We start from the raw sequence: 21,278 nt of genomic DNA, 5'->3' as shown, positions 1-21,278 counted from the left end.
AAATCATGAAAAAGATATTTATATTATTCATTACAATTAGTTTTTTATACTCTTGTGAACTGGAGAGAGAACCTTTTAATGCTTACACCGAGGACAAAATCCTTGCAGATAAGGAAGCGGCTGTCGAAGTACTTTTGAATGGGTGTTACGCACAACTTAAAGGTTGGTCAGATGTTATGCACAGAGTAGGGGAATATCCCGGAGATAATATCATGATAAGAGGAACTTCTACGGATGCTTTCTATTCCTTTATTTCGTACCAGCACATACCGGATAATGGAAGATTATCTGTTTTTTGGAACAACAGTTATAAAATTATTTCACAATCAAGTGACTTAATCAAAATTATTTCAGAAGGTGAAAATGCGCAAATTGACCAACAATTAGGAGAAGCCTACTACTTAAGAGGAATGATTTACTTCTATTTGTCTCGTACCTACGGTAGACCTTATGCACAATCCCCTGACTCTAATTTGGGAGTACCCATTGTAAACGGAATGCCTGCCGATATTGATAATTTACGTCTCCCAGACAGATCCACAATTAAAGACAGCTACCAACAAGCCATTAATGATTTGAAAAAAGCAGAAACGCTAATGACCGTAAAACGTAGTGCGACTTATGCAACCAGAGAGGCAGCGCAAGCAATGCTATCCAGAGTATACTTATACATGAGCGGAACGTACCAAAGTCCAAATCAAGAATATGCTACTCTTGCCATAGAATATGCTACAAAAGTAATTGCAAGTGGAAATTACAATTTACTTAGTAGAGCGGATTTTATGAAATACAATACCTTTGCTCCTGATGCTGCCGGACAAACGGAAACCATTTTTGCTGTTAAACGTGTGGCTTCAGAGTTCTCCGGATTCGATCACTATTATGGAATTGGCGGCATGTACGCCAATATTCAAGGACAAGGTTGGGGCGAAATGTATGCCAGTGCTAAATATTTAGATTTACTGCGCAAGTCTGGTCAAAAGAATGATGCTCGTTGGGCATTTATTAAACCACAATACGCACTGGATGCATCAGACAATAAAACAGAAGCCTTCCGTTTTGTCCATGATTCGTATAATACCAGCTCAGTACAAACAGGGTATAACTATTTGCAACAACCGCTTAAGCGTAATGCTGACGGTACATTTTACATTAATATTGGGACAGATAAATACGATCTAACTGTAGTTAATGCTGCTGAAAATAGTTATTCGATTGACTATAAAGGAAAAACATATGTTGGTGAAAAAGATTTTATGATGTTATTGAACCGTGTATATCCAATGTATTATATCACTAAATGCTCTTTACAGGATAACGATTCGCATCTTCATTCGCCAATCATTTCAAGACTATCTGAAATGTATTTGAATATGGCAGAAGCGTATGCAAAAAAAGGGGATTATCAAAATGCACGTATTAACCTAAATATAGTAAGAGAAAGATCAATTCCTGGTGCTGGATATACTTCATTAACGAGTGCCAATGCTATTCAATTTATTGATGAAGAACGTCAATTAGAATTAGCTTTCGAAGCACATAGAGGGTATGATGTATATAGAAACGGACAAACAATGACACGTCATTATCCGGGACCACATCGTGCCATGGAAGATATTCCTGCATCCAGTTTGCGTGTGATACAGTACATTCCTCAATCAGAAATAAATGCTTATCCTGGAACGCTGACCCAAAATCAATAATAAAAGGTTAGAATGAGGTTGTAAAAACGTCCATTTGGTTAAGAATAAAAGGGGTCAGAAAAGGGAAATACCGAACATAAAAAGTATAAAAATTATAGATGAAAAAAAAATTCTTTACAAACCTATTAGTAATCTTAGTATTGATTCCACTTACTTCTTGTAGCGGTAATGAAAAAAATGATACTATTGTTGGGGATGATTCTAAAATGATATCCGAAATTTCTCTGCCTCTTGGTGGAAATGCTTTTAGTTCAACTCCCTTTGCGGAAGTTGAAACCATTACAAAAAATGGAATCGAGTATTGGACCAATTCAGAAGAATATTTTACTGCTTACTTTCGAATTTCTGAGCCGGGAGTGTTCGAATTTTCAATAAATAAGGATTCATTGGTAGTTCTGGGAAAAGCAACTTTAGAATTCACCATTAACGACGAATCCAAAAGTATTGAATTCAACGACACCAAAAAAAATTCTTACCCAATAGGACGTTGGGAAATTACGGAACCGGGTTATGTTGCTTTAAAAATAAAAGGGATCAGCAAGAATAAAAGTCATTTCCCTTCTATTTCAAGAGTAACAATTAACAGCTCGATTGCGAAAGATAAAATTGCATTTGTTCAAAATGACGAAGCTAGTTTTTATCATTGGGGAAGAAGAGGTCCTTCTGTACATCTAAATTATCAAGTACCTGAAAAAGTAAATGCCGAATGGTATTACAACGAAGTTACTGTACCAAAAGGACAAGATATTATAGGGTCTTATTATATGGCAAATGGGTTTGCAGAAGGATATTTTGGTATACAGGTTAACTCGGATAAAGAGCGTAGAGTATTGTTCTCCGTTTGGAGTCCATTTGTAACGGATGATCCAGCAACCATTCCAGATTCCAAAAAAATTAAACTTCTTAATAAAGGAGAAAACGTAACGACGGGTGAATTTGGAAATGAGGGTTCCGGCGGACAAAGTTATTTGAAATACAATTGGATCGCAGGGAACACCTATAAGTTTTTACTTCGTGGAATTCCTCAAAATGATAATTCAACGACCTATACCGCTTACTTTTTTGCCCCCGAATTAAATAAATGGCAATTAATCGCCAGTTTTAACCGTCCCGAAACCAATACTTATCTAAAACGATTTCATTCGTTTTTAGAAAATTTTTCTCCGGAACAAGGAAATAAATCTCGAGAAGTCTTGTTCAATAATCAATGGTATTGTGATGCTACCGGAAATTGGACAGAGATTAACTCCGCAAAATTCACAACAGACAACACGGGTACTAAAGGGTACCGTATGGATTATTCAGGTGGTTTGCTAAATAACGAATCATTCTATTTGAAAAACGGAGGCTTTTTTAATAATTTTACCAAAGCTCAAAGTGTTTTTACAAGACCGTTACATCAGAAGAAACCTGTTATTGATTTTAGTAAATTACCATAGAGATTACTCACGGTTTAAGCTAACACAACAAATAGTAAAATAGTGCAGAATGGGTAATCTACAGTTTGATTATCTTCCTTTTTTTTAATAAATAAATTAAATTATGAAAACTAGTATTTTTAAATTGCTACTTATTTCCTTTCTTTTTCTAGGATGGGCCAATGTATCGGCTCAAATGATTAAAACTCCGGCTCCAAAACGAGATAAAGGACAAACCGATGTCTTGCGTCTTGCAACAGCTCCCATTCCTAATGTGCGTATTGCGTTCATAGGTTTAGGCATGCGTGGTCCAGGTGCAGTAGAACGTATGACACATATTCCTGGCGTTGAAATTGTGGCTTTATGTGATATGACACAAGAAAACACTTCTAAAGCAAATGAAATTCTTACTAAAGCGGGGCTTCCAAAAGCGAAAGAATTTTTTGGAGATGAAAATGCTTGGAGAAAAGTAACTGCTCTTCCTAATGTAGATCTTGTATATGTAGCAACCGATTGGAAAAACCATGCGAAAATTGGCGTTCAAGCCATGAAAGATGGTAAAAACGTAGCTATTGAAGTTCCTGGAGCAATGACCATGGAAGAAATTTGGGATCTGATTAATACTTCCGAAAAAACACGCAAGCATTGTATGCAGCTTGAAAATTGTGTGTACGATTTCTTCGAATTGACGACATTAAATATGGCGCAACAAGGATTGTTTGGAGAAATCCTGCATGCCGAGGGATCTTATATCCACGGACTTCAACCTTTCTGGGGTGAGTATTGGAACAACTGGCGTATGGATTATAATAGAAAACACCGTGGCGATATTTATGCAACGCATGGAATGGGACCGGCTTGTCAAGCATTGAACATTCACCGCGGAGATAAAATGAACTATTTGGTTTCTATGGATACTAAAGCCGTTGGTAATCCTGCGTATATTAAAGAAAAATCAGGAATAGAAGTAACGGACTTTAGAAATGGGGATCACACAATGACTATGATTCGTACCGAAAAAGGAAAAACAATCCAAATTCAACATGATGTAACTTCACCACGCCCTTACAGCCGTATGTACCAACTTAGCGGAACAAAAGGGTTTGCTAATAAATACCCTGTTGAAGGATATGCTTTGGATTCAAAAGCGATAGGTTCAGATATTGCACCAAATCATGAAAACTTGAGTGCACACAAGTTTGTTCCTGAAGACGTGAAAAAAGCATTAATGGAAAAATACAAGCATCCTATTGTAAAAGAAATTGAAGAGCAAGCAAAAAAAGTAGGCGGTCACGGTGGAATGGATTTCATCATGGATTACCGCTTGATTTATTGTTTACAAAATGGACTTCCATTGGATATGGACGTTTATGACTTGGCTGAATGGTCTTGTCTTGGACCACTAACGGAAATTTCCTTGGATAACAGTTCTGCACCAGTTGAGATTCCTGATTTCACTCGTGGGGGTTGGCAAAAATTGAAAGGTTTAGAGTTTTCTAAATAAAAATTAATTTTAAAATCATTCAAAAAGAGGATTATGACATAAAGTAGTTTATAAAGTTGATTATTAAATGACATTATAAATGAATGCAGAATACGATTTGGGTGGTGGATTGAGATAATAATAACAATAGTTTCAAAGGATACTATTCAGTAATGGGTGTAAATTTAAAATAAAGGGGTTTAACTTTTTAATTAAAGTTGAATCCCTTTACTTTTAATAGTTAAACAATTATAATACTAAAACATACTTAATGCATATCATCAAACTGTCAGATGAATTGGTCCGTAAAAATATAGCATTTGCCGCAGATCATAACCCATTACAATTGAGGATTAATACCATCACGGTCCAAAAATGAAGAAATTTAAAAATTCACCTTTAACACCAAAATAGAAACGGTCAACGAAAAACCTCCCTTTAAAATTCAGTTGATAAAGATGTTTGGGTATTGTTAATGGGTATTACAAATAGTAATGGCTGAATACTAAAGGTAAAGCATAAAAAACATGAATTAAGTTTGCCCAACGAAGTACTTCTTGTCTTTGCAGGATTATATTCCAATTGGGTAAATAAAGAAACCGGAGAAATAAAAAACATATACACCATACTAACCACCGAAGTCAATACACTTTTGTCTGTAATACACAATCGTAAAAAAAGAATGTTTTAAACCGTAATAATGAATCCAGATAGTTGAATTATGAGCTAATAGAGTACTTTGCATTTCTCTATTAGGCAAATTTAATCGCTGTTAAATGATGAAGGCATCATTGACAACATTACTGGAAAACATACCAGATTTTTAATTCTACTATAGGTTCTTCATCGCGTGCAATCCTTTAGTTTTGTCTATGCAATAAATTTGTAATTTTAAATCAACAACCCAACCGATTAAGTGAACCTACGCGCAATAAAAGTTAACGACTTATCGCTTGATTAGGACTTCATCGGTTTTTACTGAAAAAGCATCAGAGTAGTAATTCAGGCATAATGGCCTATTATCAAGGTTTCGATAGTTTTCAGTAGTTAGGTTGCTAATCTAAAAAAAGTTTTACTATGAACAAATTTACACATTTTCTTGGGATAGATATATCCAAAGAATACTTTGATGCTGTGATTATTTTAGAAGGAAAAAAAGAACTAAATAATCATAATCAATTCGCGAACAATGCCAAAGGGATAAGGGAATTACGGAAGTGGCTAAAGGAATTTAATGCTACCTCTGTAAATACATTAGTCTGTTTGGAGCACACTGGAATGTATGGAAAGTTGGTTATTAAACACTTGATTTCTTATGAGTTTTCTTTATGGGTAGAAATGTCTTTAAAAATCATTAGAAGCATTGGTCTCCAAAGAGGCAAGAATGATAAAGTAGATGCTTTCAGAATTGCTTATTACGCTATGAAAAACCAAGAAGAAGCAGTAATATACAAAGCACCTCGAAAAGTGGTAGAAAAGATTAAAACTCTTTTGTCTGTAAGGGATAAACTCATACAATACAGGGGTTCTTTATCACGTCATACCAACGAATTAAAATCATTTGAACCAGAACTCTACAAACTAGCTGTAAAACATCAGAACAATACCATTAAAGGCATAGCAACGGATTTAAAAAGCATCGAAAAACAATTAGACCTGTTCATTAAAGAAGACGAAATATTAAATACAATTTACACTCAAGTCTCTTCAGTTCCTGGCGTAGGGAAAATTACAACACTAACTTTGATCTGCTTTACCAATGAATTTTCTATGTATGCAACCCCAAGACAATTGGCTTGTTATACTGGAGTTGCACCTTTTGAATATACATCAGGAAAAAGTATTAAGGGCAAGCCAAGAGTTAATAATATGGCAAACAAAAAGCTAAAAAAACTACTTCATATGTGTGCATTGACGGCAGCCACTTATGACCCAGAATTAAAAGTGTATTATCAAAGAAAGGTAGAAGAAAGCAAAAATAAATTACTCGTCTTAAACAACGTCAGAAATAAGCTTATACATCGGATTTGTGCTTGTATTAAAGAAAATAGAGTCTATAAAATTAGAGAAGTAGCATAAAAAACATAATTTTGTATCTACCAAGACAAAGCGGAAATAGGCTCTGCTGAGGAGCAACCTATCAGGAATAATCTGTGGTGCCGACGAATAAGTCAAACGAAAAAGGGAGGCTAAAATCCTTCCTTTTTTATTACTTATTCAGAGGCGACATATGCCTAAAAAAACCTAAAATTATTTTTGAAAATAAAGCAATATTTATTTGCAAAAGACATAGTAATCAAGCGGTCTCTCTACGGTCGTTCCCTTTGTTCCGTTCGGCTGTTCCAGTCGGTCGTGCCTTCCTCCGTTCCACAGATCACTTCACAGCACAAAAAATAAGGCAGCCAAAAACAGGCAGCCTTATTTTTTCCGCTGTTTGTTCCTCATCTTCACACGGTCTCTACCCTTCGTTCGGTCGGGCTTACGCATCCACAATACAGCTTCATTTCGTTACAGTCATTCGTTCGCTTAACGCTCCATTTCATTCCGCTAAAAGCTCTCTCATTCGTTTCACTACATTCCAGCCGTATTATGTCTGCCGCCCTCAGTTTTTTCAGCGGTTGCTCTTTCGCACAGCCATCGGGGTTAGCTCCGTTCAGTAAAAACTTCACTTTGCCCTAAATCAAGGTACGCCAAAGGCTGACTTATATTTTTTCCCCGCCGTTTCACGCTCGCAGTACTTCTCTCCACTTCGCAAAAGCTACGTTCCGTTCCCGTCCTGCCGTGGCTGTTCGATTGCCGCAACACCACCGACTTCGCTCCTCGAAAAATAATAATTTCCGCTATCGCTACAATCATTTTTTTCTGCGGTGCTTGGGGGTGTTTGATTGCCGATTCCAAAAGAAACATCCCATATAAAATATCACAAAAGGAACATTCTGCTACAAAAAAATAAATAAAAAGAAAGTAAAGTTAAGTTCCGGTTTCAAAAAGTAAAGTTCAAGCCCTACGGGTTTTTGAAAAAATCTCCACCCTACATTTTTCGTTCGCTTCAACATTTGATTATAATCAAAACTCCATTTCCGAACAACTTCATAATATAAACCCGGGTAGTATTTTTTCAAAAAAACTTGACTTCTTTTGAAACCTCCACTGTGACGACGACTTTCTTTTTTTTCTTTTTTTCTTTTAAAAAATATATAAGGCGGAGTGTTTCGATGGCATTATTCTAAATCTGAAACTATTCCGGATTGTATTCTCTTTTTTGCCAGAAAGAATGAAACTTCCAAACAAGCTGCAAAAAGAACCTTTACAGACGTATTTTTAATTACTATTCAAAACCATTAAGGCATAAAATATACTAATTCATAATAGATAAATATGTTTTTAGCTGTCAATTGTAATTAAAATATGTTTAATGATTAAATTTGTATCATTGTTTAAAATCAATACCAAAGCCGTACCAAGCCCACGAAATTGTAATTTTTAAATTGTCATAATTATGGGTAAAATTGGTAAAGGTATTCTAGGAGGAGTATCAGGAAAAGTAGCGAATGTAGTAGGTGCAAGTTGGAAAGGAATTGATTATCTTAGAGCTAAACCTCAAAGTGTAGCAAATCCTCGCTCTGTTCTACAAGTGAACCAGAGAACAAAGTTCTCTTTAGTGTTGAGGTTTTTACAACCAAACTTAAGTTTTGTTAAGTTAGGGTTTAAAAACTATGCTGTTAAGCAATCACAATTCAACAGTGCAATGTCTTATGCCTTGAATAATGCAATTACAGGAACAACAATCGAAGATTTTGCAATTGACTACAACTTGGCTTTATTGAGTAGAGGAACGTTGTCAGGAGCTTTAAATCCAGTATTTGATCTAACCACTCCCGGACAAGTTCAATTCAGTTGGGATAATAATTCAAATGAAGGTAGTGCTTTGCCAACGGATAAAGCAATGTTTGTTGTTTACAATCCCTTAAAAGGGGAGAGTATTCTTATTACTGATGGTGCTGCAAGAACAGATGTGTCACAAACTGTAACAATTCCAAATAGTTATGTTGGGGATGAAATTCTGATGTTTATTTCATTTAAGAATTTTGCTGAAACTCAATTATCGAATAGTATCTTTATTGGCTCTGGTACGGCTTCATAAATTTTATAGATACTTTTTAAAGAACCGCTTTGAAAAAGGCGGTTTTTTTATGCTTATAATTCTGATGTTTGTGGGGATATTGTGGGGATTTAGCATCAATAAAAAACCCTAACTAAGTGATAATCAGCCGTTAGGGTTTTTAAAAAGCGGAGAAAGAGGGAGTTGTTTATTTTTATAAAGTGCCTTAAAATAAGGCTTTGCAAAGCTTTTATTTTAAGTGACACCTCAACTGACACCTCTCAATATGTTAGCAAATTGTTCTAAATTTCAATTACTCAAATATAAGAATTTTTTTGCTGGAATTAATGATTAATTATAATAATTTGAACTGGTTAGACAATATTTTTTGAACTGGTAAAGTTCAAAATTTAGTTGCCTAAAGTATAAATTCTACCCAATTATCAAAGGTTCAACTTGTTCAATTTTTAGGCTCGTAAATTGGCAAAATTCTTCAATGGACACGAACTCATCCTCTAGTTTGTTTAACTTAATTCTCATTTTTTGAAGTAGTCTAATGCTTTGGCGATAACTCTTTCCTGTTATGCGTTGTATGTCCTTAGGGTAGATACATAGTCTCTTGTTTTTGGATCTCATACTCTATCTATAGCTTTGATTGGGCTTTGCCTAACTTGATACCTTTGTGGTTCAACTTCTGGCACTCCATAAAAATAGTAAATAATTCCTTTGGTTTAGAAGCGGAAATTTACTCCTGTCAATGGTGGTTGTGAATGGATATTTATGTCTATTTCTGCCATTTGTGTCACAAAGTGACATACGGAATAGGAACCTCTTTTTTATCTCACTTAATAGCTTAAAATTTGTTTAGAAATCAATCGAAAGATGTTGCAACAGGATAATGATTGAGGGAATTTGAAACAATTATTAATTTAAAATTTTAGAAATTATGGCAAGGCAAAAAGGCATAATTAAGTTGAAAGGTACTATCGGCGATATTACTTTTTACAAAACCAAAGATGGGCATTTAGCACGTGAAAAAGGCGGCATTGATGCAAGCAGAATTGCGAGCGATCCTGCGTTCCAGAGAACGCGCGAGAATGGAGCCGAATTTGGAAGAGCAGGAAAGGCAGGCAAAGTTTTGAGAACGGCAATGCGAACTTTGCTGATTAATTCTGCTGATAGCAGAATGGTAAGTCGATTGACTCAATCTATGATTAAAGTCATTCAGGCGGACATGGTAAGTGAGCGTGGATTGCGAAATGTAATTGATGGTGAGGCAGAATTACTTGCCGGTTTCGAATTCAACATTAGAGGAAAGCTGGGCACTGCTTTATTTGCTCCTTTTGTGGGTACTATTGATCGTGCTTCGGGTGATATTATGGTTGATTTGTTGCCGTTTGTTCCTGCGAACATGATTGCGGCTGCAAGTGGAACAACGCATTTCAAAATCATATCTGCAGGTGCGGAAATTGATTTTGAAGCAGAAACCTTTGTAGTTGCCACTTCAGAAACGGATATTCTACCTTGGGATTCGAATCAAACTGTTGCTATCAATCATGTCAATCCGGTTACTCCGGGCAGCACAAAACCATTGTTTTTGGCTTTAGGCCTTGAATTCTTTCAAGAGGTAAATGGTAGAATGTATCCTTTGAAAAATGGCTCTTTCAATCCATTGGCATTGGTTCAGGTAAGCGGGCTGTAAGATGGTTTTTGTGTTGAATAGAACGTATTTTCCCAAGGGAACGCAAGGGGTTTTAGAATGGAACGGCACAATAGTTTGTTATACCATCGAATTGCCCTGGTTGGGAAACCAAAAGCGTATTTCTTGTATTCCCGAAGGAGAATATGTTTTGCAGAAACGATTTAGCCCCAAGTTCCAATGGCACTTGCATTTGAAAAATGTTCCGGGAAGAGATTTGATATTAATCCATCCCGCCAATGACGCCAAGAAAGAGTTATTGGGCTGTATCGCAACTGTAACACTGCACACTGGAATAGGAAGAGGAAGTTCTTCCCGAAAAGCGTTAGAAAAGCTGAAAGCTATAGTTAATACAGCTTTGGCCAATAATGAAGAAGCGAAAATATTAATCCAATCTAATCCTTCGACTCCGCTCAGGATGATAAGGCTTAAAACAAGTAAAGAAATTATGAATATAGTTGAACGTGCAAAAGCACCTACCCCGAAGTTCTTCCGGGTTTTGAGAAGTATTGGAATGGCTCTATTGGCTATCAGTGGTAGTATTATTGCAGCTCCGGTAGTTTTACCTGTAGCCGTTGTCAGTATTGCCGGATATGCAGCCCTGGCGGGAGGAGTCATTTCAATAATCAGCCAAATCACGGTTGATGATACAGCGAACCGAGAGCAGGCCATTACCAATCGATTGAAAAAAGACAATCAAAATTTACCGCGAGATGGAATCAAATAACACTTTATCAATTGGAACCGCGTCCGGAACTTTATTGAGTGTGATGCCAAATATTGTTTCTGAAGATATTCTAAAAACGATTATCTTAGCGGTAATTGGAGCTATTATTAGTTTCCTAATTTCGCTCCTTTTAAAAGGATTGACAAAAATTAAAAAGAAATAATTGGAGTTTGGCTTGGTAACCTTTTCTCGAATTTATTTGAAAGTCTGGTCGTGAGATCAGGCTTTTTTTTAGTTTATTTTTTGCAGTTAATTATCGTGGCGAAAAATAAAAAGATTATTTTTAATTGTTACAGAAGATGTTAATTAAAAGAGACAACCAATTTTTAAAAAAAATAGCAACGAGAATTAGCCACTTGAAGAAATGTTGCGAAATAAATTTTACAATAAAAATAGCTACAAAAAGAAAAACGCTTGTAATAGGATCTTAAAGATCCGTAACAAGCGTTTTTTCTAAAAGCAACTCTTTATTGTAATAAGGTATGTTTTTCAGAAGCCTTAAAAACTTACGAGGATTTTTAATACCCTGATTTCAATAAAAATTATTTTGTTGGTCCGTTATCAACCGTTGCTTCAATAGTTGACTGAATTGAAGTAGACAAATTACTCAATAAATCATATCCTGTTGCGGCTTCAATTGCATCTACACTTGTACGGTAGGTTCCCCATGCTCCTGTAGTGTTTATATTAGGAGTATTAACTGCAATTACACGAGTGCTTGTAGTTACTCTGTCAACATCATTGGTACCCTGAGTAAGTACAACAAGTACCTTCCAAATATTGCTTGGAACAGTTATATTGCCATTATTAATTGTGTTTGCACTGCCGGCAGAACCTGTTCCACCAACACCATAACATCCCATAATTATATAGACTTCATTACCTTGGCTTACAAGTGTTCTGCCATAAGCTTCGAGGTTAGCCCAGGTTTGTCGGTTATTAACAGGTGCCTGAGGAATCATGTTCGTCATTAGGAAGGTCTCAGAGTTATCAGCAACAGAAGAAGTTCTGTCAGCCGAAGGGCAATCATGACCTCTGTCGAAACCGCTACCAGAGTAGCTTGTAGAACCTACCTGATACCAACTTGAAGGCAAGGTAGTGTCAGCTCTGAAATCATCCTGGCGTGGTGCAGCTCCTGTCCATGACGGATCTAAATGCCAGCTTACCCAGTTAGCAGTTGCTTTCGAACGATTGTATGAAAGTTTATACTGCACTTTCTCCATTAAATAATTATTTTCATTGGTTATATCAGTAGTTGCACCACTAGGGTTACCCATAGCTATGTGGTCTCCATCAACACCACCAGTACCACTTCCTCCTGTACCATTGTAAGCTGTAATCGAAAAATCGTCAATGTTAATACGAATAGCTGTTCCAGTAATTTTACGGATTTCAAAACGAATATTTCCCTGAACAATCATTGGAAAAGTTGCAGTTTGCAATGTAGTAGAAGAAGTAGTAATGCTACTTCCTGTCTGAGTCCAGCTACTGCCGCTATTGTTGGAATACCAAAGTTCCCATGTGCTGGAATCATCAGTTCCGTATGTAGCATGTTTAATATCTACACTTGAAGCACCGGTTGTAACATCAAACTGCATCGTAATTTTACCGGTGTCGATTATCCTTGCTGATTGAGTACCACTTTTCGCATCGCTTGCAGATGTTCCTATTAATGCATTGTCAAAATACCAGCTCCCTGTAGAAAGCGTTACAGCAGCAGGAGTATAAGAGGTTTTACTTCCTGATTCGTATGTTTCAGGAAAAACACCACCAACAGAAACATTATTATCGTCAATAGTGATATCATCAATGTTGATACGGTTAGTGCCGCCTGATATTTTTCTGATTTCAAAACGAACATTTCCATTTATCATCATTGGAAATGTTGCAGTTTGCAATGTGGAAGAAGATGTAGTAATCGTACCTCCTGTTTTAGTCCAACTACTTCCGCTGTTAATGGAATACCAAAGTTCCCATGAACTTGAAGCATCAGTTCCATACTTTGCATGTAAAACAGAAACACTTGAAGCACCGTTAATACTATTAAACTTCATTGTAACAGTTCCCGTGTTTCGAATACGAATTGACTTAGCACCGTTTTTTCTGTCGCCAGAAAGGGTACCTATTAACGCATCGTTCAAATTCCAGATACCTGTTGGTAAAGTTACATCTGCCGCAACATAAGAAGTTTTGCTTCCTGATTCAAATGTTTCAGGAAAGCCGGTGTAAATTTTTGAAAGTTGGTTTGAATTTTTAGTTTTGGGAATGGAATAAACGAGTTCCTCGGTTGCACAAGAATTAGCTATAAGCCCAAAAAGGACAATGCTAAATAATAATTTAATTTTTTTCATAATTTTTTAAGTGGTTTTTATCGGGCCAAAAATATATCAACAGTAACGCAACAGGATTATCTAAACGTTAACTTATCCTAAACGTTTTTAAACTTAACCAGGTTTCTAATTGAACAGGTAAATAAAAAAACATTCCGATAGTTACTATTTTGTGCTTGCATTGATTTGAGTAAAACAAATACCGTATTAGTATTCTATTTATGGAACACCTTTTTAATAAAAATTCGTGATTTTTTTCAATTACAGATAAGTGCTTATAATATTTTGATCAATTTATCTATAATGTGAAATCAAATAGGACTTATAGTGTATTTAAAAGCGTGACAAGTTTGGTCAGACTATTTGCAATAATTGCGCAACATAGCTTTTCTTAGATCATTAATCAATTTTATGTTTTTGTGAAATTGTTCTTCATTAAATTTCAGTATTTTTAAAGCTTGAATAATTTTTTTGTGCTGCTCGTGTTCCTGCAGCATTTCATTTACTTTTGAGTTAAAATTTTTTTTGAAATCGTCAATTCGTAAAAAAGGAATTGCGGACCCAACCAGAGATTGGTGCCAGAATCTTGCTTTCCATAAACTGTAAGCCAACCAGTATACTGTTTCGGTATCTCCTTCATTTTGAAATAGTATTACAAAACTATTGGGGAATGGTTCTTTTTGAGGCTTACCACTATTCATCCCTTTGTTGAGAATAAAGATTTGGTTTCCTTTATAAACTGTATTTTTTTGGTGTGTTTTAATAATGAAATTCGGCATGGCGTGTTGGTTTTAAAAATTCGACCTTAATTTTTTGAAAAGAAAAAAGAGAAAAAAAGAAAGCCACTAAAACAGCAGAAATGACGAACGAAAATGGAGGGAGGAACGACCGACTGAAAGTGAGGAATGGATGCTATGTTTACTGGATTTTTTTCTTTTTCTTTTCAAGAAATTGCACTATCGTCTTGTTGAGGTTTTTCTGGGGACGTTGTTGTGATTGCTTCGTTTCTCTCGCAAGGCAATCAAACACCCCCAAGCACCGCAGAAAATGATGATTGTAGCGATAGTGGAAATCATTATTTATCGAGGAGCGCAGTGGCGGGGTTGCGGCAATCGAACAGCCGCCTGAAGCCGAGAATTGCAGCTGGCGAGGAACGAGACGCAAAATGAAGGGAGAAGAGCGTGAAACGGCGGGAAAAAAATAGAAGACAGCCGCAGGTGTTCCTTGATTTAGGGCAACGTGACGTTTTTCACGGAACGGCGCCAACCCCGATGGCTGTGCGAAGGAGCAACCGCTGAAAAAATAAAGGGCGACAGACATGATACTGCTGGAATGCAGTGAAACGGAGCCTGCGGAGTGTAACGGAATGAAGCGGTATTGTGGATGTACTAGCCCTGCCGAACGTAGGGTAGAGAACGTGTGAAGATGAGGAACGTAACAGTGCAAAAAAAACAGTTGTCCCGCCTTTTCTTGTAGCGGGACTGCTGTTTTTTTAGTGCTGTGAAGTGTCTGCGGAATGGAGGGAAACCTAACTAATGAATTGAAATAATAATTGCTTATTTCAAAAAAATGTTCTTATAAAACTGTAAGGTTGACCGACTGGAGCTGCCGAACGGAACAAAGAGAACGACCGCAGAGAGACCGCTTGATTGCCCGTGATTTTGCACGAGATTTTCTTTTGAAAAAAATGCTTTTTGAATAATTTTTATATTGGTTTTTGATTATTTTGGAAGCAAAAAAACTATAATCTTTCTGGGACTTTAGTTTCAAGATTTGTCGATTGTTTTAAGGTAGAAACATAACCGTTTGTTAAAATTTTTAAATAATAGCTTTCCAATTGTCAGGGTTGTAAAATCCTGAATCTTTTTCCATATTAATAATTTTTTGAGCAAGATCCCAATTTTCTTGGTTTTCGGGATTGGAAACAATTCTAGTTATGACTTCTTGTCTGGTAAAGTCTAAATAATATCCGAAAGTTTCTTCGTCAGTAATCCTTTCCTCCATTTCCATCTTAAATAAAGATTCGTGGAGTTTTTTGTCAAGTATGGATTCTACAAATTCTTCAATTTTTTCATCTATTATTGCTAATACTTCCTCTCTATCTACATCAGGTTTGATGTCGAAATTTTCTAAAAGCAGAGAATTTAGAGCTGTTAAAATATCTGGCTGATCAAGCTCCGGTTGAGTATTTATCCAACTTATCAGGTCAGCATCTTATTCATTTTCTCCTAAATACGATTTAATCTTTTCTTTGAATTTAAGTATTCTACTCATAGTTTTCTTTGAACTTTTGGAATGGTTTAATTTTAAATTTTAAAAGGAGTAAATATAAAGATTGCTGTGATGATTATGAGAATTAAATAAATTCAGTCATTTATATGGCTATCATTGGTTGTCAAAAAAGCTTTTTATCTCGTCTAATTCGAAGGCATAGCCAATACCAACATTTGCAGAACGCCTTAATTCTTCAGCTGTTGATTTCATTTGATTTTGACTAATTATTAAAACTTCCACTGGGTCAATACCAGAAATTCTTACACTTCCACCTTGATTAGAAACTTCTAATGCCTTAATATTTGTTGCAAAGCTTTTAAGTAAATCATCAAATGCATTTGTTAATCCAGTATGTTTTCTAGTAACAATTCCAACTACTCTATTGTTATCTATATTGATTAATGGTCCACCCGAATTCCCTTGATTTACGCTTGCATCAATCTGCAGATATTTGACTTCTGCTCTTGTATGCCGTGATGATAATATTCCTTGCTTAATTGATAGATTGTTTTGGTCAAATTGATAGCCTAAAACTGCGACTCTTTGACCGATTCGAATCGTATTGCTGTCAGCAAGAGTTAACGAGGGAATTGTTCTAAATTCATTATCATTAAGATTTAGAATTGCATAGTCCCAACTATTTTCAGGCATTCCTATTTGAAGTCTGTTTTGAAATTCTAAATATGAAATAACTTTAGATGCTAGTGCAGTGTGTCCATCTTCATTTACGAATTTCAATTCAACATTTATAGCTCCTGGCGCATTGAATACGTGATTATTTGTTACCAGATAGCTGGATACTTTGAACCCAGTGCCAGAAGCAATCCTAATTCCTTGCTGATTTAAAAAGCTAATAGAACAAATTGAGGAATGGCAATTATTCCAGGTGTCTCTATACATAATTAGTTTGTTTAAGTTTGTCCATAATGTATTGCAGATTTGCGATTTTCGGGTTGACTTCGTCGAATTTTATTTCGTGGGGGAGAAAGGTTATCGTATTTATTCTATTTTTAGTTTTTCAAATGTAATAATACAGTAATGAATTATTAGCTGTTGTATTCGATAACTTCACTAAAAATTTGTAAATCGGAAATATCATTATCGGAATGAAATTTTCTGCGTCCATCCCAATCCTTAAAGTTTACTTGTCGTTCTCCCCATATTGCCCAAATTAGTTTATAATTATTTTCTAAAAGGAATTTATCTAATAAATCTTCTCTTAAATAAACAAAATGATGGTTGTTATTGTAATCTTTATGATACCTAATGTTTTGTGATGCTAAATTACCATTTTCATCACAAAGATTAAATGTTTGGGGTTTGTCAATCAATTTTAAATAATTTGCTAATTCTCTTGCAACAATAGTTTCGTGCCCAGCATCATTTAACTTACTATGGTATCCTTCCCAATTGTATGACATTACTGGTAATAAAACTTCGTATTCTTTTGAAATTATTCTATCCGTTTCTACAAACTTTGGAAATGAATGTTTGATTTCATTATCTTCAAAAAACACATTATGAAAATAACCTGGTTCGCCTTTTTTAACTTTTACTTTTTTTCTACTAATCTCAAATCTTAATTCACATAAGTTTTCTACCGTTGAATCTTCAATACTATATAATTCTCCGGCAAAAGAATAATAATTTGATCTTACATCGGGTAAAAATCTTCCACCTAAATCTATATTTTTAAGATGTTCAACAACTTCGTAGTAATCATCATTTTTTATCAACAAACCTCTAATAAACGAGAAAATTTCTCTATGGATTTTTTTGCCTTCTTGAACTATAAAACCATCTAAACAAATCCAATTGCCGTTGTTTTTTTGTAGGGTTTCAATTTTTAAATATTCATTTACATCAGGTTTCCCTCCATCTTTGTACCAGTCAATTAATGATAAGTTTCTATCTCCAAGATAATCTTTCACAACAAACTTTTTGTTTTTTTGTTTTATTGGAAAAGTTGGGTCAATATCTGCATCAGATAGTCTAAATCTTTCCAAGTCATTATCAAGTAAGTTTTTATCACTTTGCAATCCTGCAATTTCAAAATAAGCAATCCAAGAATACTTCTTACCATATCTCTCGATATTTGGTTGTTCACTGCGTGAACTACGGTAGTTATCTTCTCTAATTCGATTATCCACTTTATCAAATTGTGCTTTGTTCCAACCAAGATTAAAAACACGCCAATAAATTTGTCTGCGTACTTTTTTCTTCTCTGGAGGATTTGAGTAAGAATGACCATTTTTAACTATTCTACCAATTGTATAATTACTAAAATCCATACTGATAGGCTCGGATGAAATGCCTTCTTCTTTTGAAGAATTAAATTCTTTAGGACTACGATTCCCTCCAAATTTATAAGGTGCTTTTGTGTTTTTAATTTCTATAAGCGTTAATGATCCTTTTTTGTGTTTAATTCCAATTTCAATACATTTTGAAGCATAATCTCTGGCTAAAATGTGAGTAGTTGAAAATGGAGCGTCTTTCTTAAAAATTAACTCATATAATCTATTTACAATTAATGGAAGAACAATCTCTTTAAAATTAGTATCATTCAAATCATTGTACTTTGCTAATACAACACCATATAACGATGCAAGAGTTCTTTCCCATACATACGGATCATTTATAGATAATGAATATTCAACTAATTCAAGGAATTGATTTGGGCATTTTCTACCATAATAATACAATGCTCGTGTTGATAAATCTCTTAATTCCCTATTGGTTGAAGTAAGAAACCACATAATTTTTTTAGCTGCCAAATGGACTTTATCTGTTTTTAATACTTTCTTACTTTCACAAGCAATCTGAAAACCTTCTATGAAATCTTTATATCCTCTATCATAATTTCCATTATTCATTCTATTGTATTCTGACCAACTTAAATCTCTATCAGAAACTTTCATAGCAAAAAGTAAATCAGAAAGTAAATGAATATTTAACGGATGTTGATTATCTAAATATGTGCTTTGAAATAATCCATATATCAGTTTATGTTTATTTATGTTTTTGAAATTTTCGTGTATTATATTAATTACAAAATCTTTGTTTTCTATAATCGTACTTCTATTAACCTCAAAAACTGAATTTAAAATATATTCGTCAACTATTTTATTTTCACCAAGTTTATAGAAATCTAAGCCAAATCTTTTTATTGCTAAAACACAGAAACATCTTAAAATATCATTAAATAATGGATGAAATGTTTCTCTAATTAAAAGTTCATTTTTAAATTTTTCTGAAACTATTAACACTTTGATATCATCAACGGTCTTTATTTCATCAATTATAGTTTTAGCTATTAAATACCCACTTAACAAATCGTATGTAAAAGTAATTACCTCAACATTGTTCCAATCTCTAAAAATTAGAAGATCTTCTTTTTCAAAAACCAACAGCTGTTCTTGAGTAATTATATTATTAGTCGCAAAGTCAAAATTTATTTCTCTACTACTATTATCCCATAATAGTTTAGAAATTTTTTCAAGAATATTTATTGAAAATTTCTTATTGAATTTTAACTCATAATTTAATTTTAGAGTAATATTTTGATTGCATTTTATTAGATATTCATCAAAAACATCGAATAAATCTTCATTTTGAAAAGATACTGTTTGTCCTTTTTTTGTTTCGCAAAATATTTTTAAATAAAGTGGTTCAGAAAAACTATTTAATGCTCCAGAATGATTTTCAAGTTTTATATTGTAATGCTTAAAATACTTATCAATTGCTTCATTTATATTATAATGACTAAATCCATTAACTTGTATTTCTTTTGAATTATAATACTCTGAATAATTAAAATAACCTTTAGAAAATAATTCTCTTTTATAAGATGTTCTAAAAGTGGTAATTATTAGAATGTTTGGGAATTTTGTTCTTATTTCATTAATGAGTTCTTCTAAATTATCACCCCAAACACTTTTCCAATATATTGCTTCATTCAAGCCATCTATTAACAAAATTGCTTTTGTATTATTTATTCTTCCAGATATATTCAAAACACTCAAAAAATCACTAAAACTCCAATCTGTAGGTAAATCTAGAATATCTCTTAATTGTACTTTTAACGGTAATTCCGTTTTTAAATTTTTACCAAAAATAAATATGGCTGGTTTTTTTCGTTCTAAATGTTCTTTAACAATATTGACTGAAATATGAGTTTTACCTTTTGAAGCATCGCCAGATATATGAATTTCATTATTTTTCAAAGAACGAAGTTCTTCAAAAATCGTCAAATAATAATCGTAATTACGAATAGTAAAATATGGGCCAAGTAGGGTTTCTCTGCATTCCTTTATCTTAATTTTTGCTTCTTTATTTGTCTCTAATTCTTCATTATCCCAATGAATAGATTTTAGTTTTTCTACATTTTTATACTCAACATATAATTCATAAAAATCTCTAAATCTATTTTTATAATTATCAATTTTCAAATTAAGTGCAGTCGATAATTTATGGTTGTCAAGTATTAAATAATCCTTAATTTCATTAATTAAATTTACACCGTCTTGAACTATAAGATCATAATTATTTGAAAATAAAAATCCTTTTATTTCATCATAGATTTCATTAAACTCAAATTTGTTTTTATTATCTTTTATGCTTTTAATATTCGCATTATACTCTTTTAGAAAATGTTCAATATCAATATCACTCTCTTGTTTTTCAATTATGGCAACTAACTCTTTTCCTCCAATATGTCTTATAACAAAATCATCAACATCGCCCTTTGTGTGAAGATTATCTAAATATTTTGTTTTAATAACATTTGAATTATATACCAAATCAAACTTTTCTTGAAACCAATTTTCATCTAAAATTTTATCCGTAAAAAAGAATTTATGGATACTTGGATATTTTCTTGAATAGTTTAATAAAATACTATCACCCCAATGATCTATTATGATATCTGCATCAACTGGTAATACATTATTTCCTTTATGTACTAAACTTCCAATACCATCTAACCATTTTTTTTCATCATTTGTCATTGAGTTTTTAGAACATAAAACCCATTTTTTTAATTTAGAATTGTGTCTAATATAAGCAGTTTGTAATGATTTTTTAATTTGCTCTTTTCTACCACTTTCATCAAATCTTCCAAAAAATTTACATTGCCAACCCCATATATCACCATTTGGAAACTCCAAATAATATTCTACACCATCACCGCCGCCACTATCATCAATTCGGACGAAAGTACCCATTGATTGATACTCTTCTATACATATTTGAAAGCATAATTCTTCAAAACTTTTGTTTTGTGTAGAACTATACGGTCTTAAATTTTCCCAATTAATCAAATCAATCATAATAACACACTATTTCGTTTGCAAATTAATTAATATTACTAGATGATTTGGTTTTACATGTTTTGATTTGTTAAAGAAGTTATTAAATCCTTTTATCTTCAATATTTTTTTCAAACCCAATCAAATTATTAATTTCCCATAATCACAGGGTTAAACAAAACATTTTGCAGATTTGCGATGGGCAGGCTTTTTCCACAAATGCTATTTCGTAGAAT

The 21,278-nt window shown here is 33.9% G+C and carries 15 protein-coding genes; 9 read left to right on the top strand and 6 right to left on the bottom strand.

Features of this window, described 5'->3' with window-relative positions:
• Positions 1–5 precede the first annotated feature (5 nt).
• From EKM00_RS07000 to EKM00_RS14795, 9 genes are all read left to right on the top strand, one after another.
• Positions 6–1,703 carry a RagB/SusD family nutrient uptake outer membrane protein gene (locus EKM00_RS07000; protein ID WP_126455249.1) on the top strand — a complete coding sequence of 566 codons (1,698 nt, stop codon included), beginning with the start codon at positions 6–8 and terminating at the stop codon, positions 1,701–1,703.
• 98 nt (positions 1,704–1,801) lie between these two features.
• Complete coding sequence (locus EKM00_RS06995) at positions 1,802–3,142, top strand: DUF3472 domain-containing protein (protein WP_231507352.1); 1,341 nt, start codon at positions 1,802–1,804, stop codon at positions 3,140–3,142.
• A gap of 103 nt (positions 3,143–3,245) precedes the next feature.
• Positions 3,246–4,625 carry a Gfo/Idh/MocA family protein gene (locus EKM00_RS06990; RefSeq protein WP_126455247.1) on the top strand — a complete coding sequence of 460 codons (1,380 nt, stop codon included), beginning with the start codon at positions 3,246–3,248 and terminating at the stop codon, positions 4,623–4,625.
• Positions 4,626–5,106: 481 nt separating this feature from the next.
• Positions 5,107–5,295 carry an SOS response-associated peptidase family protein gene (locus EKM00_RS15165; protein ID WP_126455301.1) on the top strand — a complete coding sequence of 63 codons (189 nt, stop codon included), beginning with the start codon at positions 5,107–5,109 and terminating at the stop codon, positions 5,293–5,295.
• 386 nt (positions 5,296–5,681) lie between these two features.
• Positions 5,682–6,683, top strand: a complete 1,002-nt coding sequence (locus tag EKM00_RS06980; protein ID WP_126515704.1) for an IS110 family transposase — start codon at positions 5,682–5,684, stop codon at positions 6,681–6,683.
• Between the two features lie 1,420 nt (positions 6,684–8,103).
• On the top strand, positions 8,104–8,748 hold the full coding sequence (locus EKM00_RS06975; RefSeq protein WP_126515703.1) for a DUF6266 family protein: 645 nt from the start codon (positions 8,104–8,106) through the stop codon (positions 8,746–8,748).
• 904 nt (positions 8,749–9,652) lie between these two features.
• Positions 9,653–10,408 carry a hypothetical protein gene (locus EKM00_RS06965; protein WP_126515701.1) on the top strand — a complete coding sequence of 252 codons (756 nt, stop codon included), beginning with the start codon at positions 9,653–9,655 and terminating at the stop codon, positions 10,406–10,408.
• A gap of 13 nt (positions 10,409–10,421) precedes the next feature.
• Entirely contained in the window at positions 10,422–11,132 is a 711-nt protein-coding gene (locus tag EKM00_RS15160) for a DUF5675 family protein (RefSeq protein ID WP_370453925.1), read from the top strand.
• On the top strand, positions 11,119–11,295 hold the full coding sequence (locus tag EKM00_RS14795) for a hypothetical protein (RefSeq protein ID WP_197037193.1): 177 nt from the start codon (positions 11,119–11,121) through the stop codon (positions 11,293–11,295). The genes EKM00_RS15160 and EKM00_RS14795 overlap by 14 nt, the downstream gene beginning before the upstream one ends.
• A gap of 379 nt (positions 11,296–11,674) precedes the next feature.
• Here EKM00_RS14795 and EKM00_RS06950 read toward each other — a convergent pair whose 3' ends face one another.
• From EKM00_RS06950 to EKM00_RS06925, 6 genes are all read right to left on the bottom strand, one after another.
• Entirely contained in the window at positions 11,675–13,483 is a 1,809-nt protein-coding gene (locus EKM00_RS06950) for a DNA/RNA non-specific endonuclease (RefSeq protein ID WP_199734616.1), read from the bottom strand.
• Positions 13,484–13,821: 338 nt separating this feature from the next.
• Complete coding sequence (locus EKM00_RS06945) at positions 13,822–14,241, bottom strand: DUF6943 family protein (protein ID WP_126515700.1); 420 nt, start codon at positions 14,239–14,241, stop codon at positions 13,822–13,824.
• 139 nt (positions 14,242–14,380) lie between these two features.
• A complete protein-coding gene (locus EKM00_RS06940; protein WP_126515699.1) occupies positions 14,381–14,782 on the bottom strand; it encodes a hypothetical protein in 402 nt (133 codons plus the stop codon).
• A 498-nt stretch (positions 14,783–15,280) separates the two neighbouring features.
• Positions 15,281–15,472 carry a hypothetical protein gene (locus EKM00_RS06935; RefSeq protein ID WP_126515698.1) on the bottom strand — a complete coding sequence of 64 codons (192 nt, stop codon included), beginning with the start codon at positions 15,470–15,472 and terminating at the stop codon, positions 15,281–15,283.
• 375 nt (positions 15,473–15,847) lie between these two features.
• The gene (locus EKM00_RS06930) at positions 15,848–16,636 is read right to left on the bottom strand and encodes a S1 family peptidase (RefSeq protein WP_126515697.1); all 789 of its coding nucleotides are present in this window, start codon (positions 16,634–16,636) and stop codon (positions 15,848–15,850) included.
• A gap of 146 nt (positions 16,637–16,782) precedes the next feature.
• Positions 16,783–21,063 (bottom strand): hypothetical protein, encoded by a 4,281-nt coding sequence (locus tag EKM00_RS06925; RefSeq protein ID WP_126515696.1) that lies wholly within the window; start codon positions 21,061–21,063, stop codon positions 16,783–16,785.
• Positions 21,064–21,278: the final 215 nt, after the last annotated feature.

This window comes from Flavobacterium sp. RSP15 (genome assembly GCF_003968755.1).
Taxonomy (GTDB): Bacteria; Bacteroidota; Bacteroidia; order Flavobacteriales; family Flavobacteriaceae; genus Flavobacterium.
Note: the sequence above shows the minus strand (reverse complement) of the source record. Positions and strands in the feature narration are given on the sequence as shown.

What these genes read in the sequence shown, in the direction of transcription:
- EKM00_RS07000 (WP_126455249.1), top strand. Translation starts at nt 6, where the DNA reads ATGAAAAAGATATTTATATTATTCATTACAATTAGTTTTTTATACTCT.
- EKM00_RS06995 (WP_231507352.1), top strand. Translation starts at nt 1,802, where the DNA reads ATGAAAAAAAAATTCTTTACAAACCTATTAGTAATCTTAGTATTGATT.
- EKM00_RS06990 (WP_126455247.1), top strand. Translation starts at nt 3,246, where the DNA reads ATGAAAACTAGTATTTTTAAATTGCTACTTATTTCCTTTCTTTTTCTA.
- EKM00_RS06980 (WP_126515704.1), top strand. Translation starts at nt 5,682, where the DNA reads ATGAACAAATTTACACATTTTCTTGGGATAGATATATCCAAAGAATAC.
- EKM00_RS06975 (WP_126515703.1), top strand. Translation starts at nt 8,104, where the DNA reads ATGGGTAAAATTGGTAAAGGTATTCTAGGAGGAGTATCAGGAAAAGTA.
- EKM00_RS06965 (WP_126515701.1), top strand. Translation starts at nt 9,653, where the DNA reads ATGGCAAGGCAAAAAGGCATAATTAAGTTGAAAGGTACTATCGGCGAT.
- EKM00_RS14795 (WP_197037193.1), top strand. Translation starts at nt 11,119, where the DNA reads ATGGAATCAAATAACACTTTATCAATTGGAACCGCGTCCGGAACTTTA.
- EKM00_RS06950 (WP_199734616.1), bottom strand. Translation starts at nt 13,483, where the DNA reads ATGAAAAAAATTAAATTATTATTTAGCATTGTCCTTTTTGGGCTTATA.
- EKM00_RS06945 (WP_126515700.1), bottom strand. Translation starts at nt 14,241, where the DNA reads ATGCCGAATTTCATTATTAAAACACACCAAAAAAATACAGTTTATAAA.
- EKM00_RS06940 (WP_126515699.1), bottom strand. Translation starts at nt 14,782, where the DNA reads ATGTCTGTCGCCCTTTATTTTTTCAGCGGTTGCTCCTTCGCACAGCCA.
- EKM00_RS06935 (WP_126515698.1), bottom strand. Translation starts at nt 15,472, where the DNA reads ATGGAAATGGAGGAAAGGATTACTGACGAAGAAACTTTCGGATATTAT.
- EKM00_RS06930 (WP_126515697.1), bottom strand. Translation starts at nt 16,636, where the DNA reads ATGTATAGAGACACCTGGAATAATTGCCATTCCTCAATTTGTTCTATT.
- EKM00_RS06925 (WP_126515696.1), bottom strand. Translation starts at nt 21,063, where the DNA reads ATGATTGATTTGATTAATTGGGAAAATTTAAGACCGTATAGTTCTACA.